This is a genomic window from Micromonospora hortensis, from assembly GCF_022230935.1.
Taxonomy (GTDB): domain Bacteria; phylum Actinomycetota; class Actinomycetes; order Mycobacteriales; family Micromonosporaceae; genus Micromonospora; species Micromonospora hortensis.
Genome location: NZ_JAKKFE010000071.1, coordinates 109,328 through 125,207, shown reverse-complemented (window position 1 = coordinate 125,207; position 15,880 = coordinate 109,328). Strand labels below are relative to the sequence as shown.

General features: G+C 73.2%; 17 protein-coding genes. 11 read left to right on the top strand and 6 right to left on the bottom strand.

Annotated elements, in window-relative coordinates:
* Positions 1-494 precede the first annotated feature (494 nt).
* Entirely contained in the window at positions 495-2,408 is a 1,914-nt protein-coding gene (gene glmS, locus NIE111_RS31220; protein ID WP_238687799.1) for a glutamine--fructose-6-phosphate transaminase (isomerizing), read from the top strand.
* Positions 2,409-2,411: 3 nt separating this feature from the next.
* On the opposite strand, the gene NIE111_RS31215 is transcribed toward glmS, so the two are convergent.
* Both NIE111_RS31215 and NIE111_RS31210 read right to left on the bottom strand, forming a co-directional pair.
* Positions 2,412-4,004, bottom strand: a complete 1,593-nt coding sequence (locus NIE111_RS31215) for an alpha/beta hydrolase (RefSeq protein ID WP_238687798.1) — start codon at positions 4,002-4,004, stop codon at positions 2,412-2,414.
* On the bottom strand, positions 4,001-4,297 hold the full coding sequence (locus tag NIE111_RS31210; protein WP_238687797.1) for a hypothetical protein: 297 nt from the start codon (positions 4,295-4,297) through the stop codon (positions 4,001-4,003). Before NIE111_RS31210 ends, NIE111_RS31215 begins: the two co-directional genes overlap by 4 nt.
* Before the next feature lie 174 nt (positions 4,298-4,471).
* Here NIE111_RS31210 and NIE111_RS31205 point away from each other — a divergent pair, with 174 nt between their 5' ends.
* From NIE111_RS31205 to ung, 6 genes are all read left to right on the top strand, one after another.
* Positions 4,472-4,840, top strand: a complete 369-nt coding sequence (locus NIE111_RS31205; protein WP_091403516.1) for a holo-ACP synthase — start codon at positions 4,472-4,474, stop codon at positions 4,838-4,840.
* 55 nt (positions 4,841-4,895) lie between these two features.
* Complete coding sequence (locus tag NIE111_RS31200) at positions 4,896-6,365, top strand: NAD(P)H-hydrate dehydratase (protein ID WP_238687796.1); 1,470 nt, start codon at positions 4,896-4,898, stop codon at positions 6,363-6,365.
* Positions 6,366-6,454: 89 nt separating this feature from the next.
* A complete protein-coding gene (gene alr, locus NIE111_RS31195; protein ID WP_238687795.1) occupies positions 6,455-7,573 on the top strand; it encodes an alanine racemase in 1,119 nt (372 codons plus the stop codon).
* Positions 7,570-8,673: an alpha/beta fold hydrolase gene (locus NIE111_RS31190; RefSeq protein WP_238687794.1), complete on the top strand. Its 1,104-nt coding sequence runs from the start codon at positions 7,570-7,572 to the stop codon at positions 8,671-8,673. Before alr ends, NIE111_RS31190 begins: the two co-directional genes overlap by 4 nt.
* Positions 8,670-9,152, top strand: a complete 483-nt coding sequence (gene tsaE / locus NIE111_RS31185; RefSeq protein WP_238687793.1) for a tRNA (adenosine(37)-N6)-threonylcarbamoyltransferase complex ATPase subunit type 1 TsaE — start codon at positions 8,670-8,672, stop codon at positions 9,150-9,152. Before NIE111_RS31190 ends, tsaE begins: the two co-directional genes overlap by 4 nt.
* Positions 9,153-9,217: 65 nt before the next feature.
* A complete protein-coding gene (gene ung / locus NIE111_RS31180) occupies positions 9,218-9,919 on the top strand; it encodes a uracil-DNA glycosylase (RefSeq protein WP_238687792.1) in 702 nt (233 codons plus the stop codon).
* Between the two features lie 43 nt (positions 9,920-9,962).
* On the opposite strand, the gene NIE111_RS31175 is transcribed toward ung, so the two are convergent.
* Positions 9,963-10,667, bottom strand: coding sequence for a helix-turn-helix domain-containing protein (locus tag NIE111_RS31175; protein ID WP_238687791.1), 705 nt, complete (start codon positions 10,665-10,667; stop codon positions 9,963-9,965).
* 331 nt (positions 10,668-10,998) lie between these two features.
* On the opposite strand from NIE111_RS31175, the gene tsaB reads away from it, so the two are divergent.
* Genes tsaB through NIE111_RS31155 form a run of 4 tightly spaced genes read left to right on the top strand, consistent with a single transcriptional unit; the run spans position 10,999 to position 13,463 of the window.
* On the top strand, positions 10,999-11,676 hold the full coding sequence (tsaB, locus tag NIE111_RS31170; RefSeq protein WP_238687790.1) for a tRNA (adenosine(37)-N6)-threonylcarbamoyltransferase complex dimerization subunit type 1 TsaB: 678 nt from the start codon (positions 10,999-11,001) through the stop codon (positions 11,674-11,676).
* Positions 11,673-12,155 (top strand): ribosomal protein S18-alanine N-acetyltransferase, encoded by a 483-nt coding sequence (gene rimI, locus NIE111_RS31165; RefSeq protein ID WP_238687789.1) that lies wholly within the window; start codon positions 11,673-11,675, stop codon positions 12,153-12,155. The genes tsaB and rimI overlap by 4 nt, the downstream gene beginning before the upstream one ends.
* Positions 12,148-13,194, top strand: coding sequence for a tRNA (adenosine(37)-N6)-threonylcarbamoyltransferase complex transferase subunit TsaD (gene tsaD, locus NIE111_RS31160; RefSeq protein WP_238687788.1), 1,047 nt, complete (start codon positions 12,148-12,150; stop codon positions 13,192-13,194). Before rimI ends, tsaD begins: the two co-directional genes overlap by 8 nt.
* Before the next feature lie 14 nt (positions 13,195-13,208).
* Positions 13,209-13,463 carry a hypothetical protein gene (locus NIE111_RS31155; RefSeq protein ID WP_053660576.1) on the top strand — a complete coding sequence of 85 codons (255 nt, stop codon included), beginning with the start codon at positions 13,209-13,211 and terminating at the stop codon, positions 13,461-13,463.
* Positions 13,464-13,496: 33 nt separating this feature from the next.
* Here the strand turns inward: NIE111_RS31155 and NIE111_RS31150 are convergent, their stop codons facing one another.
* The 3 genes from NIE111_RS31150 to NIE111_RS31140 all read right to left on the bottom strand — a co-directional run bounded on the left by NIE111_RS31150 (position 13,497) and on the right by NIE111_RS31140 (position 15,860).
* Positions 13,497-14,237 (bottom strand): DUF4142 domain-containing protein, encoded by a 741-nt coding sequence (locus NIE111_RS31150; RefSeq protein ID WP_238687787.1) that lies wholly within the window; start codon positions 14,235-14,237, stop codon positions 13,497-13,499.
* Positions 14,238-14,362: 125 nt separating this feature from the next.
* Positions 14,363-14,659 (bottom strand): DUF1707 SHOCT-like domain-containing protein, encoded by a 297-nt coding sequence (locus NIE111_RS31145; protein WP_238687786.1) that lies wholly within the window; start codon positions 14,657-14,659, stop codon positions 14,363-14,365.
* Between the two features lie 19 nt (positions 14,660-14,678).
* Positions 14,679-15,860, bottom strand: coding sequence for an ROK family protein (locus NIE111_RS31140; protein ID WP_238687785.1), 1,182 nt, complete (start codon positions 15,858-15,860; stop codon positions 14,679-14,681).
* Positions 15,861-15,880: the final 20 nt, after the last annotated feature.

Sequence of the window (15,880 nt, the reverse complement as noted above, 5' to 3'; positions counted from 1 at the left end):
TGTGGGGCGGGCATCCACGGCGTCGCGGACGGTTGTGGCGTCCACTGGGTGGCGGGCGGCGGCGGCGTCCACGGCGCGGCCGGCGGGGCGGGTGCCCAGGGGGCCTGCGGTGCCCACGGCTGACCCGCCGCCAGCGGGTCGGGGGCCGGATACGGGGCCGAGGACGGCGGTGCCGTCGGATCCGGCGGGGGTGCGGGGGAGGCCGGGTCCGGAGTGGATGAGGGGGTCGGGTCGGGCGACGGCGCGTCGGACATGGCTGCTCCGGGCGGGAGTGGGTATGGAACGAACGGGCCGTGGACGGGAGCGCCAAACCCGCCGAGAGACTGTCGCACCCGAAGGCGTGTCGCAACCCCGCCCGGCGGAGCGGGCGCGGGCGGGCGGGCTGTGACGCTCGTCCCGTTGTGGCCGCGTAGGCGCTGATCGCTCAGATTCCGTGATTGATAACCCGACTTTCGAGCAACCAACATGAGTGAAACTGGGTTAGGCTGCGGGCCATGTGTGGAATCGTGGGATACGCGGGCGCGCGCCCCGCACTCGGCATCGTCCTCGACGGGCTGCGGCGGCTGGAATACCGTGGCTACGACTCGGCAGGCGTCGCGATCGTCTGTGACGATCAGCTGCTGACCGAGAAGAAGGCCGGCAAGCTGGCCAACCTGGAGAAGGTGCTGTCCGAGCGGGCCGCCGACGACCCGACCTCCTGCGCGGCCAGCCCGATCGGCATCGGTGACGGCACCACCGGCATCGGGCACACCCGGTGGGCCACCCACGGCGGCCCGACCGACCGCAACGCCCACCCGCACGTCGCCCCCGACGGGCGGGTCGCGGTGATCCACAACGGCATCATCGAGAACTTCGCCAAGCTCCGCGCCGAGCTGGAGGCCGACGGCGTCCAGTTCACCAGCGACACCGACACCGAGTGCGCCGCGCACCTGCTCGCCGCCGCGCTGGCCGACCTGCGCGCCGCCGGCCAGCCGGACAGCCCGCAACTGCTCGCCGCCGGCATGCGCGTGGTCTGCCAGCGACTGGAGGGCGCGTTCACCCTGCTCGCTGTGGACGCCGCCGTGCCCGGCGCGGTCGTCGGCGCCCGGCGCAACTCGCCGCTGGTGGTCGGCCGGGGTGACGGGGAAAACTACCTGGCCAGCGACGTGGCCGCGTTCATCGAGCACACCAGGGAAGCGGTCGAGCTGGGCCAGGACCAGATCGTGCTGATCACCGGCGACAGCATCGAGATCACCGACTTCGAGGGCCAGCCCGCCTCCGGCAAGGACTTCCACATCGACTGGGACTCCTCGGCCGCGGAGAAGGGCGGCTACGACTGGTTCATGCTCAAGGAGATCGAGGAGCAGCCGCAGGCCATCGCCGACACGCTGCTGGGCCGGCTCACCGAGAGCGGTGAGATCGCCCTCGACGAGGTCCGCCTCAGCGACCAGGATCTGCGCGACGTCGACAAGATCTTCATCGTGGCCTGCGGCACGGCGTACCACGCCGGCATGGTCGCCAAGTACGCCATCGAGCACTGGACCCGGATCCCGTGCGAGGTGGAGCTGGCCAGCGAGTTCCGCTACCGCGACCCGGTGCTCGACCGGTCCACGCTGATCGTGGTCATCTCGCAGTCCGGCGAGACGATGGACACCCTGATGGCGCTGCGCCACGCCAAGGAGCAGAAGGCCCGGGTGCTGGCGATCTGCAACACCAACGGCTCGACCATCCCCCGCGAGTCCGACGCCGTGCTCTACACCCACGGTGGGCCGGAGATCGCCGTCGCCTCCACCAAGGCGTTCCTCACCCAGGTCGTCGCCTGCTACCTGATCGGCCTGCACCTGGCCCAGGTGCGCGGCATCAAGTTCGCCGACGAGGTGGGCGCTGTGGTCGCGCAGTTGCAGGAGATTCCCGGCAAGCTGCGTGAGCTGCTCGACCGGATCGAGCCCGTCCGCGAGTTGGCCCGGGAGCTGAAGTCCGAGCCGACGGTGCTGTTCATCGGCCGGCACGTCGGCTACCCGGTGGCCCTGGAGGGCGCGCTGAAGCTCAAGGAGTTGGCGTACATGCACGCCGAGGGCTTCGCCGCCGGTGAGCTGAAGCACGGCCCGATCGCATTGATCGACAAGGGCACCCCGGTGATCTGCGTGGTGCCCTCGCCGGTGGGCCGGGGCATGCTGCACGACAAGGTCGTCTCCAACATCCAGGAGGTCCGGGCGCGGGGCGCGCGGACCATCGTGATCGCGGAGGAGGGCGACGAGGCTGTCGTCCGGTACGCCGACCACCTGATCTACGTGCCGCGTACGCCCACCCTGCTGGCCCCGCTCGTCACCACGGTCCCGTTGCAGGTGCTCGCCGCCGAGATCGCCGCCGCCCGGGGGCACGACGTGGACCAGCCCCGCAACCTGGCCAAGTCGGTCACCGTCGAGTAAGCCTCAGCGGCCCAACACGACCCGGGCCATCCCGTCCAGCGCGGGATTGCCCGGGTCCCAGTAACCGGTGTGCCCGCCTCGCCCACTGCCGAAGACCCGACCGCCGAACCCGGGATCCGACGGGTCGTGCCCGAACCACAGTTCGTGCCCGGTCCGGCCCGGCCAGCCCAGCACGGCGGCCAGCGGAGCCGTACGCAGCAGGGCCCCTCGGCCCAGCTCCTCCGGTGACCGGGCCGCCCGGATCACGTCGTCGGGGGCGCTGCTCGCCCAGACCTCCCCGGGTGGCACGCCCAGCTCGCTGGCGTGCGACGCGCCGACACCGGGGGAGCCGACGAAGACCAGCGCGTCGGCGGCCAGGCCGTGCTCCCGGGCGGCCACACCCACCACCAGCGACCCGTAGCTGTGCCCGAGCACCGTCTGCCGGGCCGGCGGCCCGTCGTGGCTGACACGCAGCCCCTCCTGGAAGCGGTGCAACGCCGGGCCGGCGTCCCGGGCCTGACCCGCCGAGGCGGCCTCGGTCAGTAGATCCGGAGCGTCGTAGTCCAACCAGAGCACCGCCGCGCTGCGCTCACCCGGGGCGAGCGCGGCGCACCGCTCCAGCACCCGGGCCGCCCTGCCCAGCTCGCCGGAGGCGTCGTCCAGGCCGGCGGTCATCCCCGGCACGTAGGTCAGCACCCGGTCGGCGCGGTCCGGGTCGCCGAGCGCCACCACCGCCCGGCCCTCACCCGCCGGATCCAACCCGAGCAGGTACGCCCGCGGCACCTCGTCGGCCGTCAACCGCCCGACCAGCGCGTCCAGACCGGCCAGCCGTCCGGCCACCCCGCGCAACCGGATCACCGCGAGCGGCCCCGGCGGCACTCGCGACAGCAGCCGTCGCCGCTCGGCCAGCAACTCCGCACGCCAGGCGTCGAGCCGTAACCGGTTGGCCTGGTCGCGGGCGGCCACCGGCAGCCCGTCCAACCGGCCGACCAGTGCCGGCTCGCGAACGATCAGCCACCGTCGCTGCGCCGGGGTCAACCCGGACCACCAGGCGCTGACCAGCGCGGGCGCGGCACCGAGGGCCGGCCGGCCCGACGGGGGCGGAGACGTCCAGCCGGTGCCGGCGGCCCTCGCCAAATCATCCAACCGGTCGGCGGCGACGCGGTCCGCGGCGGCTGCCCCGTCGAGCGCGGCCCGCAGCGCCGCGGCCACCCCAGCCGCGGCGACCCCGGCCCGCTCGGTGGGCCGGAACCGGGCGGGATCGACCCGCACCCCACCCGAGCGGTCCACCAGCAGGCCGGCCGCCTCGGCCTGGGTGACCGCCTGGGCCAGCCGTGCCTTCGCCACCGCCAGCCCACCGGCCAACTCGGCCAGCACCTGGTCGACCTCGATCAGCGCGGGTGCGATCGAGGCCAGCTCGTCACGCAGACGGCTGAGTCGAGTGTCCGCCGCCGTGGCTGCCGCACCCGACCAGCCGTCCCGCAACCGCCCGCCGGCCGTGCGCAGCCCGCCGAGGCCCCGATCGAGTGGCCCGGCCAACCCCGCCCACGCCGCCCCGGCGGCCCGCCACCCACCGGGATCGACAGCCCACAGCTGCCGGTAACCGACGCTGCTCACCGGGGTAGGGACGCGAACCGGTCGGCGGCCCTGTCGTCCACCGTCTCGTACGCCTCGGCCGCCGCCCGGACCCCGCCGGAGGTCACCGCGACCCGAGCACCCAGCCGGCAGAACCAGGCGTGCCCGGCCGCCTCCAACCCGGCCAGCGCCGCGCCGGCCCGCCACTCGGGCGCCGCCACCACCAGCCCGGGCACCCCCGCGAGGCCCAACGCCAACCGGCGCGCCTCGTCGTCGAGCAGGACGGCGACCGCCCGCAACTCCTCCGGCTGGACGGCGAACGGCTCGTCGGTCATGACCACACCCCCGTGGACGATCGGCATCGACGCGCTGACGCTAGGCACGTACCGGAGGCCGCGCCGTGCCCTGTGGACAGCCGACGTCGAGGCGTACCCCGGGGTGTCCACAGGCGTTGCCCAGCGCGAGCCCGACGGCTAATCTGCGGCCTCGACCGCCGGTAGGGTGGTGTGGTGATCGTCGCTGTCGGCATCGACGTCGTCCTGGTCGACCGGTTCGCCCGGGCCCTGGCACGGACGCCACTGCTCGCCGACCGGCTCTTCACCGAGGCCGAGCGGCACACCCGCTCCGGCAGCCCGCGCTCGCCCGAGTCGCTCGCCGCCCGGTTCGCCGCCAAGGAGGCGGTGGCCAAGGCGCTCGGCGCCCCGGCCGGGCTCAACTGGCACGACTGCGAGATCGTGCCCGACCCGGATGGCCGCCCCTGGCTGGCCGTCTCCGGCACTGTCGCGGCGGTGGCCGACGCACGTGGGGTCAACCACTGGCATCTCTCGTTGTCGCACGACGGCGGGATCGCGTCGGCGATGGTGGTCGCGGAACGATGACGTCGGCCGGGAGGGCCGGTCAGGTCCGCCCGCGAACGGAATGGGACACGGTGGCATGAGAGCGGTGTGGCGGGTTGCCGACGTACGGGCGGCCGAGGCGGGGTTGATGGGCACGCTGCCGGAGGGGACGCTGATGCAGCGGGCCGCCGCCGGCCTGGCCCGCCGGGCCGCGCTCCTGCTCGCCGAGCGGGGCGGGGTCTACGGAGGCCGGGTGCTGCTGCTGGTCGGCTCCGGTGACAACGGCGGTGACGCGCTGTACGCGGGGGAGCGGTTGGCCCGCCGAGGTGTCCAGGTGTCCGCCCTGCTGCTCACCCCCGGGCGGGCGCACACCGCCGGTCTGGCCGCACTGCGAGCCGCTGGAGGCCGGCTGGTCCAGGATCCGGCCGGCCCGGTCGACCTGGTCCTCGACGGCATCGTCGGCATCGGTGGCACCGGCGGGCTACGGGCGAACGCGGACGAGGTGGTCAAGCGCCTCGGCGAGCTGCGCGGACGCGACGGGGAACGGGCCACGGTGCTGGCGGTCGACGTGCCCAGCGGGGTCGCTGTCGACACCGGCCACGTGCCGCTGTCCGCGTCCGGCCGGCCCACGGCGGTCCGCGCCGACGTGACTGTGGCCTTCGGCGCGCTGAAGCCCGCCCTGGTGGTCGGGCCGGCCGCCGCGCTGGCCGGGCACGTCGAGCTTGTCGACATCGGGCTGCGGCAGTGGCTGCGCGGCACCCCTGCGCTGCGGGTCACCGAGTGGTCCGACCTGGTCGACTGGTGGCCCCAACTGGGCCCGGCGTCGGAGAAGTACACCCGGGGCGTGGTGGGGGTGGCGACCGGCTCGGCGACCTACCCCGGTGCGGCGGTGCTCTCCGTGGGCGGCGCCCTGGCGGGGCCGACCGGCCTGGTCCGCTACGCCGGCAGCGCCCGCGCCGAGGTGCTGCACCAGCACCCCTCGGTGATCGCCAGCGGGCGGGTCGCCGACGCGGGCCGGGTGCAGGCCTGGGTCTGCGGCTCCGGGCTGGGCACCGGTGCCGACGCGGCGGCCGAGCTGCGCGCCGTTCTGGCCGCCCCGGTGCCGGTGGTGCTCGACGCCGACGCCCTGACCCTGCTGGTGGACGGCTCGCTCGCCGACCGGCTGCGGGGTCGCGACGCGCCCATCGTGGTCACCCCGCACGACCGGGAGTTCACCCGTCTCTGCGGTGAGGAGCCGGGCGCCGACCGGGTTGGCGCCGCGCTGCGGCTGGCCGCCTGGATGAACGCTGTGGTGCTGCTCAAGGGCGACCGCACTGTGATCGGCACGCCGGACGGTCGGGCGTACGTCAACCCGACCGGCACCCCGGCGCTGGCCACCGGCGGCACCGGCGACGTGTTGGCCGGGCTGCTCGGTTCGCTGCTGGCGGCCGGGGTGCCCGCCGATCGGGCCGCCGCCTCGGCCGCGTACCTGCATGGGCTCGCCGGGCGGGAGGCGGCCCGGGGTGGGCCGGTGACCGCGCCCGACGTGGCGACCGCGCTGCGTCCGGTGCTGGCCCGGCTGGGCTGAACGGGCGGTTCCGGGTGCGGTGACCGGATCGCCGCGTCGGGACGTGCGTCGCCGCCCGCCGTGATCACGGCGGAAAGTAGGCTGGGTACATGTGGCAGGCCGAGGTACGCGTCGATCTTGACGCCATCCGCGAGAACGTGAGCAGGCTCCGCTCCGGCACCACCGCCGAGTTGATGGCAGTGGTGAAGGCCGACGGGTACGGCCACGGGATGCTTCCGGCCGCCCGCGCGGCGCTCGACGCCGGCGCTGACTGGCTCGGTGTCTGCACCCTCGACGAGGCGCTCACCCTGCGGCGGGCCGGGGTGACAGTGCCGGTGCTGGCCTGGCTGCTCGCCCCCGGGTTGCCGCTGCACGAGGGGGTCGCCGCCGGGGTGGACCTGGGCGCGGCCAGCCTGGCGCAACTGGACGAGATGATCGAGGCGAGTCGTCTCGCCGGGCGTCCCGCCCGTCTGCACCTCAAGATCGATACGGGGCTGTCCCGGGGCGGCGCGACAGTCGCCGACTGGCCCGCGCTGCTGGACGCCGCCGCGAAGGCGCAGGCCGATGGCCTGGTCGAGGTGGTCGGCGTGTGGAGCCACTTCGTGTACGCGGACTCGCCCGGCCACCCCACCACCGACCGCCAACTGGCCGTCTTCCACGAGGGGCTGGCCATGGTCGAGCGGGCCGGGCTACGGCCGCGCTGGCGGCACCTCGCCAACTCGGCAGCCACCCTCACCCGCCCGGACACCCACTTCGACCTGGTCCGCCCCGGCCTGGCCATCTACGGGCTGTCCCCGGTGGCCGGCGAGACGTACGGGTTGCGGCCGGCGATGACCGCCCGCGCCCGCGTGATGCTCACCAAGCGGGTGCCCGCCGGCACCGGTATCTCCTACGGGCACGCCTACACGACGGAAGCCGACGCGAACCTGGCCGTGGTGCCGCTCGGGTACGCCGACGGGGTCCCCCGGCACGCGTCCAACACCGGCCCGGTACAGCTCGGCGGCGTACGCCGGACGATCTCGGGGCGGGTCTGCATGGACCAGTTCGTGCTCGACTGCGGCGACGACCCGGTGGCCGACGGCGACGTGGCGACGCTCTTCGGCAGCGGCGTCGACGGCGAACCGACAGCTGACGACTGGGCCGAGGCGGTCGGCACGATCAACTACGAGATCGTCACCCGGTTCGGCGGCACGCGGGTGCCCCGGGTCTACGACGGCGAGAAACAATGAGTTACCGCATTCCGCGTCCGCGCACGGCCGTGGGCCGGGTCGCCGGGATCGTCGGCGCGGCGGTGGGGGTGGCCGCGGCAGGTCTGGCGGCTGGTGTCGCGACCGAGCGGACCCTGGTCCGCCGGCTCAAGGCCGATCCGGCCGACCGCTACGCGCACGAGACGTTCGACAAGCAGCGGTACGACGAGGCGTTCCGCCTGGAGCTGCCGGACGGCACGGACATCCACGTCGAGGTGGTCGAGCCGACCCGGCCGGTGCCGGGGCGACCGACTGTGGTGCTGGTGCACGGCTTCTGCCTGGACATGGGGACGTTCCACTTCCAGCGCCAGATGCTCGCCGCCCGCGGTGACTACCGGATCGTGGCGTACGACCAGCCCGGTCACGGCCGGTCCGGCCGGCTGGAGACCGGGGAGTACGACCTCGCCGTGCTCGGCCGGACGCTGCGCCAGGTGATCGACCGAACCGCCCCGGACGGGCCGCTGGTGCTGGTCGGCCACTCGATGGGCGGCATGACCATCATGGCGTTCGCCGAGTTGTTCCCGGAGCTGTTCGGTGACCGGGTGGTGGGCACCGTTCTGATGGCCACGTCGGGCGGGCTCATCGCGGAGACCAAGCTGGTCGCGCCCGCGCTGCTCGGCCGGGTCGGTGGCCCGGTGCTCTACATGGTCAGCAACGCCACCCGGTACGGCGGGCCGGTGATCGACAAGGCCCGCAAGTCGACGTCGAACGTGGCCTGGCTACTGACCCGCAAGTACGGCTTCGGTACCCGCAAGCCCAGCCCGTCGCTGGTGTCCTACGTGGAGACGATGAACTCCCGGACGTCGGCCGACACGGTGACCCGCTACCTGCGGACCCTGGCCACCCACTCGCGCTTTCCGGCGCTGGCGGCGCTGGCGGCGACTCCGGTGCTGGTGGTGGTCGGCGACAAGGACATGATCACGCCGGTGACCCACTCCGAGGAGATCGTCCGCCGGCTGCCGCACGCCGAGTTCGTGAAGATCAAGGACAGCGGTCACGTGGTCATGTTGGAGCACGCGGACGAGGTCAACGCCGCCCTGGCGCGGTTCCTGGAGTCATTGCAGAGCGTGGAGGAACGGTGAGTCACGTCGTCAAGCTGCCGACCGTCGAGGACACTCGGGACTTCGGCCGGCGGCTGGCCGGGTTGCTGCGCGCCGGCGACCTGGTGCTGTTGACCGGCCCGTTGGGCGCCGGCAAGACCGCACTCACCCAGGGCGTCGGCGCCGGGCTCGGTGTCCTCGGGGACATCACCTCGCCGACCTTCGTGATCGCTCGGGTGCACCGCCCCGATCCGGCCCGGGGTGGCCGGGTGGCGCTGGTGCACGCCGACGCGTACCGCCTGGGTGACGCCACTGACCCGCGCGCGGAGATCGACGATCTGGACCTCGACGCGTCGGTGGACGACTCGGTGACAGTGGTGGAGTGGGGCGAGGGCCTGGTGGAGCAGTTGGTGGACGCGCACCTGCGGGTTCGCATCGACCGCCGCGACGACGACACCCGCATCGTCGAGCTGGACCCGATCGGCGGCGACTGGGCCCGGCGGCTCGCCGACCTGGGCTAGGTCGGCGGCTGTCGTACCCGATGCCTAGAGTGCGGGGGTCCGACCCGCGCTGTGAGAGGTTCCCGATGCCCGACGACGCTCCCGCCCTGGATCTGCTGGCTCTGCTGCCGGAGCAGTGGCGCACAGTGCTCACCCCGCACCTCGACCCGGCACGCACCGCCGCGCTGGGCGAGTTCGTCGCCCGGGAATACGCGACGCAGACGGTCTTCCCGCCGTTGGAAGATCTGTTCTCGGCATATCGGCTCTGCCCGCCGCAGGGCACGCGGGTGCTCATCCTCGGGCAGGATCCCTACCACCGGGCCGGGCAGGCACACGGGTTGAGCTTCAGCGTCCGCGACGGTGTGACGGTGCCGCCGTCGTTGCGCAACGTCTTCAAGGAGCTGGGCGAGGACGTGGGCGTCCCCAAGCCGCGCAGCGGCAACCTCGACGGGTGGGCCGCCCAGGGGGTGCTGCTGCTCAACGCGGTGCTGACCGTCCGGCAGGCAACCCCGGGCTCGCACGCCAACGCCGGCTGGGAAGAGTTCACCGACGCGACCATCCGGGCACTGGACGCGGCACCGGACCGGGTGGTCTTCCTGCTCTGGGGTGGTTACGCCCGTAAGAAGGCCGCGCTGGTCACCAATCCGCAGCACGTGGTGCTGGAGGCGGGTCACCCCAGCCCGATGAACCCGCGCGGCTTCCTCGGTAGCCGCCCGTTCAGCGCGGCCAACAAGGCACTCGCCGACGCCGGCCTGCCCACGATCGATTGGGAGCGCACCGCCGGCTGAGCCGCTCGTCGACGTCCCGCTGCTGGTGTGGACCGGCACTGGCTCAGCCGTCGCTGACCAGCTGCCGGTCCCGGTAGCGGCGCAGCAACTCGGCGGCGCGTGGCTCGCTCAGTTCCAGCTCGACAAGCGGCACCACCTGGTAACTCCGCCCACCGTGGCGCACCTCGATCGTCTCGGGCAGCTCGTCGCACATGGTGGCCCTGATCTCCCCGTACCGGGTCGACCACAGGTGTTCGCCCGGCTCTTCGGGCTCCAGCCACACCCCGCCGAACTCACCCCAGCGGGCGTTCCACCGCTGGCCGTAGTTCGTCTCCAGCCAGCGGGTGAACAGCTTGGCGTCCTGCCAGCGCAGGGCGATCTGCAGCGTGTCGGCCGGCACCGGTGCACCCTGTAGCACCGCCGCGGCGCATCCGGTGATCACCTGCGGGAAGTCGGTGAGCCGATCCAGCAGCCGATCCAACCCCAGCCCGTCGATTCGCTCGGCGATCGGCCGTGCGGCCAAGCCGTCGATCCGGGTGTCGAGGTGCGCGTCCAACGGCTCGACGCCGACGACCAACTGCACATCCATCGCTGCAAGCAACCGCTCCAGCACGGCGATGCTGGGCGCTCGCTCACCGCGTTCGATCCGGGCGACCGTCGCCTGGCTGACGCCGGCCAACTCGGCCAGCTCAGATTGGCTCAGCTCGCGCGACTGTCGTTGCTCACGGATGGCGGTGCCGAGCAGGCCGGCGAGACGAGTGGGTGGCATCCCGGGATGGTGGACCACGCCGGCCGTGGCCGAAACCGCTGAGGCGTATTCACGACTGGACGGTCGCCGCCCTGCTCCCCGGGGCCTGCGACTGACGCGTGACGGGTGACCAGGGCCGTTCCCTGATGAGCGGTATACCTGTGAGTCATATTTATGACTCACAGGTATACCGCTCACTGGGGGATGTGGCCCGTCGCCCCCCGCGCCGGTTCGTCGCCCCCGCCGCGGAAGAGCGACAGTGGTGCGGGCGGCCGTGGGCGGGCGTGACAGCGGCTGCTGGCGGGGCGGGGCGTGACTGAACGCTGCGGCGGGGCGGCTAGGCTGGCTTACCGTGCTCGTACTCGTGGTGGACAGCTCGACCCCCGCGGTCACCGCGGCGCTGGTGGACGTCTCGGCAGACGGCGTGGCGTCGCGGGCGCACCGGTGCACTGTCGACGCCCGCGCGCACGGTGAGCTGCTCGCGCCCCAGGTGGATGCGGTCCTCGCCGACGCTGACGCGCGCCCGCGTGACCTGGCCGCCATCGTCGCCGGGCTCGGCCCGGGGCCGTTCACCGGGCTACGGGTCGGCCTGGTCACCGCCGCGACGATGGGTCAGGTGCTCGGCATCCCCACGTACGGCGTCTGTTCCCTGGACGCCATCGGTTACCCGGCGGCGTCCGGCGCGCCGGTCCTGGCCGCCAGCGACGCCCGGCGCAAGGAGCTCTACTGGGCCGTCTACGACGGCGCTGGCCAGCGGATCGTCGGGCCGGAGGTATCCGCGCCGGCGGTCGCCGCCGCGCGCGCCCGCGAACTGGGCGCGACGATCGCGGTCGGTGACGGGGCGCACCGGTACGCCGAGGTCCTGGACCTGCCCGTTCGGGTCGAGCCGCGCTACCCGGACGCGACGGTGCTGGCGTTGCTCGCCGCCGAGCGGATCCGGGCGGGGGCGTCCAGTGAGCGGCTCACCCCGCTCTACCTGCGCCGCCCCGACGCGGTGGCGGCGACCGGTCGCAAACCGGTCCTGCCATGACGGCGGTACGGCTCGAACCGTTCCGCTGGTGGCACATCGACGACGTGCTGCCGATCGAGGCGGACCTCTTCGGCGCTGAGAAGTGGTCGCCCGCCATGTTCTGGAGTGAGCTCGCCAACGGGCACCACTACCGGGTCGCCGTCGACGTGGACGGGTCGGTACTCGGCTACGCCGGGCTCGCCGGCGTTCCGCCGGACGAGGTGTGGGTACAGAACATCGCCGTCCGCCGGGACGCCCAGCGGCGCGGCGTGGGCCGTGCCCTGCTGGAGGAGTTGCTCGCCGAGGCGGTCCGGCGCGACGCCCGCAGCACCCTGCTGGAGGTCGCCGTGGACAACGCCGCAGCTCAGCGGCTCTACGCGACGTACGGTTTCGAGCCGATCGGGGTGCGGCGCGGCTACTACCAACCGAGCAACACCGACGCGCTGGTCATGCGGCGCGACGCCGAGCCGACCGGGGACGGACCACACGACCATGGCTGACGAACCACTGATCCTGGGTATCGAGACCTCCTGCGACGAGACCGGTGTCGGCATCGTGCGGGGGCACACCCTGCTGGCCGACGCGCTCGCCTCCAGCGTCGAGGAACACGCCCGGTTCGGGGGTGTGGTGCCGGAGGTGGCCAGCCGGGCACACCTGGAGGCCATCGTGCCGACCATGGACCGGGCACTGACCGAGGCCGGCGTCACGCTGACCGACATCGACGCGATCGCTGTCACCTCCGGGCCGGGGCTGGCCGGTGCGTTGCTGGTCGGCGTCGCCGCCGCCAAGGGGTACGCGGTCGCCGCCGAGAAACCCATCTACGGCGTCAACCACCTCGCCGCCCACGTCGCGGTGGACACCCTTGAGCACGGCCCACTGCCCGAACCCGCCATCGCGCTCCTGGTGTCCGGCGGCCACTCGTCCCTCCTGCTCGTGGACGACCTGGCGCGGGGTGTCACCCCGCTGGGCGCCACCATCGACGACGCGGCCGGGGAAGCGTTCGACAAGGTCGCCCGGCTGCTCGGGTTGCCGTTCCCGGGCGGTCCGCCCATCGACCGGGAGGCCCGGGCCGGCGATGCCGCCTCGATCGCCTTCCCCCGCGGTCTGACCGCCGCGAAGGATCTCGCCGCCCACCGCTACGACTTCTCGTTCTCGGGCCTGAAGACGGCGGTGGCCCGGTGGGTCGAGGCCCGTCAGCGTGCCGGTGAGCCGGTGCCGGTGGCCGACGTGGCCGCGTCCTTCCAGGAGGCGGTCTGTGACGTCCTGACCAGCAAGGCGCTCGCCGCCTGCCGGGCGCAGGGCATCGAGACCCTGGTCATCGGCGGGGGAGTGGCGGCGAACTCGCGGCTGCGGGCGATGGCCGAACAGCGAGCCGAGAAGTACGGCATCCGGGTCCGGGTACCCCGGCCGAAGTTGTGCACCGACAACGGCGCGATGGTGGCCGCGCTCGGTTCGCACCTGGTCGCCGCCGGGGTCGCTCCGAGCCGACTGGACCTGCCGGCCGATTCGGCACTGCCGTTGACAACGGTCAGCGTGTGACGGGAGCGGCGGACATGATCGTGCGGATGTGGGAGGCGCGCGCCGAGGCGTACGGAGTCGCCGACCTGATCACCTGGGTGTGCGACACCGCCCTGCCCGAGTTGGAGCACGACCCGCTCCACGTCTCCAGCGAGGTCTTCTCCTCCACCGACCACCGCGTGGTGGTGATCTCCAAGTGGCGCAGCAACCCCCGGCCGCTGCCGGACCCACCAGCCCTGCTGGTGGCCCGCGCCCCGCACTCCTGGGACTTCACCCAGGTGGACCGGTAACGCGAGCCACCATTCAGGCCGCTGCCTGACTGGTCAGCTGCGGCGCAACATCCGGTAGGTGGCGATTCCGCCTGTGCCCAGCGCGGCGAGGAAGACCAGCCACACGACTGTGCTGCTGACTCCGACCTGCGGGCCGGAGTTGGCGGAGGCGGCGGCCAGGAGCCCGTCCTCACCCGGGGCGGGCAGCGCCGCCGGCGGCAACTCCGGCCAGCGGACCAGGCCGGTGCTCTCCAGCATCTGCATGTGGTGCTGGACGAACGCGTTGGCGTCCTCGCAGAGCTTGCGGACTGTGGCGTCCCGGGTGCTGGCCCGGACCGCGCCGATCACCGGGAAGATCTTGCCGTGGGCGACCCGGAGCCGGGTGACGAAGATCTGGTCGAACCGGGCGCCGGATGCCTTCTGCATCTCGGCCAGCCAGCCCTTCTGCTCGGCGGTCGGATCGCTGGGGATCGTCGCGCCCAACTTGTTGGCCGCGTCGACCACGAGCTGGTCGAGCTTCTGGTGCTCGCTGGCGATGCCGGCGCCGATCTCCCGGACCTTCGCCGACTGTCCCTTCTCGGCGGCCATCTGGCCGGCTGGCATCTCCCACAGCCCGGCCAGCCGCACCCCGTTGAGCAGTGTCATATCGGCGGCGTTGAGCTGCTGGCCACCGGCGGGCGCGGCGACGGCCACGCCGGGCAGGACACCGACCCCCGCGATGACCGCGATGAGCAGCATCGCCGCTCGGTGGGTCCGGGTGCCCAGTCGGCGATGGGCGGATCTGAGCGGTGCCATGTCTGTGGTGCCTCCTCGGTCCGGACCGGAACGCGTCTGGACCGGGCAGCCGTATCCTGCCGGTTGCCCGTCCGCCCACTGGTACGGACTGATCGCGCGATCAGTTCATCGCGGAGCGACAGGGATCAGCGGGTGACGGCGAGCAGGCCGCCGAGCAGCAGCAGGGTGATCGCCGCGGCGGCGAAAACCATCAGCAACTCCTGACGCCCGCGCCCGACCGGGCCGGTGTCGACGCCCGAGGTGGGCAGGGCCGGTAGATCGCGGGTCAGCGCGGCCAGGTCACCGAGGGTGCGCGCCGTCCACACCGCACCGGCGCGATCGGAGAACTCGTCGAGCGTCAGCCGGCCCGCCGCCGTGTGCTGGTGCAGCGCGGCGACCACCCGGTTGCGGTCGTCGTCGGAGGCGCGCAGCTCGACATCCACGCCGGACAGCGTACGCGGATCAGCCCACGTCGAGGGGGTCGGCGAGGAGCCGTTCGAAGGCCAGCTCTGCGGCACCGATCAGGGGCGCGTCAGTACCCAGTTTCGGCGTACGCAGCCGGACGTGCTCCAGACAGGCGCCGAGCGCGTTGGAGTTGAGCCGGCTGCGGATCTGGGCCGCCGCCGCGAGGTAGAGGTCACGCATCGTCCCACCGAAGATGACCATCTCGGGGTTGAAGACGTTCACCAGGTTGGCCACCCCGAAGCCGAGCCAGTCGCCGGCCTGGCGGACCGCCGTCTGGGCCCGGGCGTCTCCGCGATCGGCCGCGTCGAAGACGGCCAGCAGCGCGTCACGGCCCCGGGCGTCGGAGCGTCCGGCGGCGCGCAGGAGGCCACGCTCGCCGATCTCGGTCTCCCAACAGCCCCGGGAGCCGCACTCACAGGGCCTGCCGTCGCGCACCACCTTCATGTGGCCGACCTCGCCGCCGTACCCACCGTGCCCGGTCAGCCTGCGCCCACCGGCGATGATGCCGGCACCCACGCCCACGTCGCCGTACAGGTAGAGGACGTTGTCGCAGCCTGCCGCCACACCGCGTGCGTGCTCGGCGAACGCGGCGACGTCGGCCACGTTGCCCACTGTGATCGGTACGTCGATGCCCAACTCGTCGGCGAGGGCCGCGCCGATCGGCTCGTCCACCCAACCGGTGGTGGGGCCGAGTCGAACCAGGCCGTCGTCCCGGCGGACCATGCCGCAGACCGCGACGCCGGCACCGACGCAGATCGCGTCCGCCGGCACCAGTTGCTGCATCTCCTTGACCGCGCCGGCCAGCAGCGGCGCGGCCTCCGCGGCCAGCAGCCCGCGCGGCCGGTCCAGATCCCGGCGGTCCAGGACCGCGCCACCCAGCCCGATCCGGGCGGCGCGCAGCCGGTCCACCTCCACCGAGTACGCGTACGCGTAGACCCGCGCCGACTCGGGCCGGACGACCAGTGACGGTCGTCCGGCTCGGCCGGTTTCCTTCGGTGCCCCTTCGCTGACCAGCCCCACCGCGGACAGGTCGGCGGTGAGCGCGCCGATGGTGCTGCGGTTGAGGCCCAGCGTGGTGGTCAGTTCGGCACGCGTGGTCGCCCCGTGGACGTGCACGTGCCTCAGCAGAGCCCCGAGGTTCTGCCGTCGGACGTCATCCTGGGTCGGTCCTGGGCGCATGCTGGTGCTACCTCCCGCGC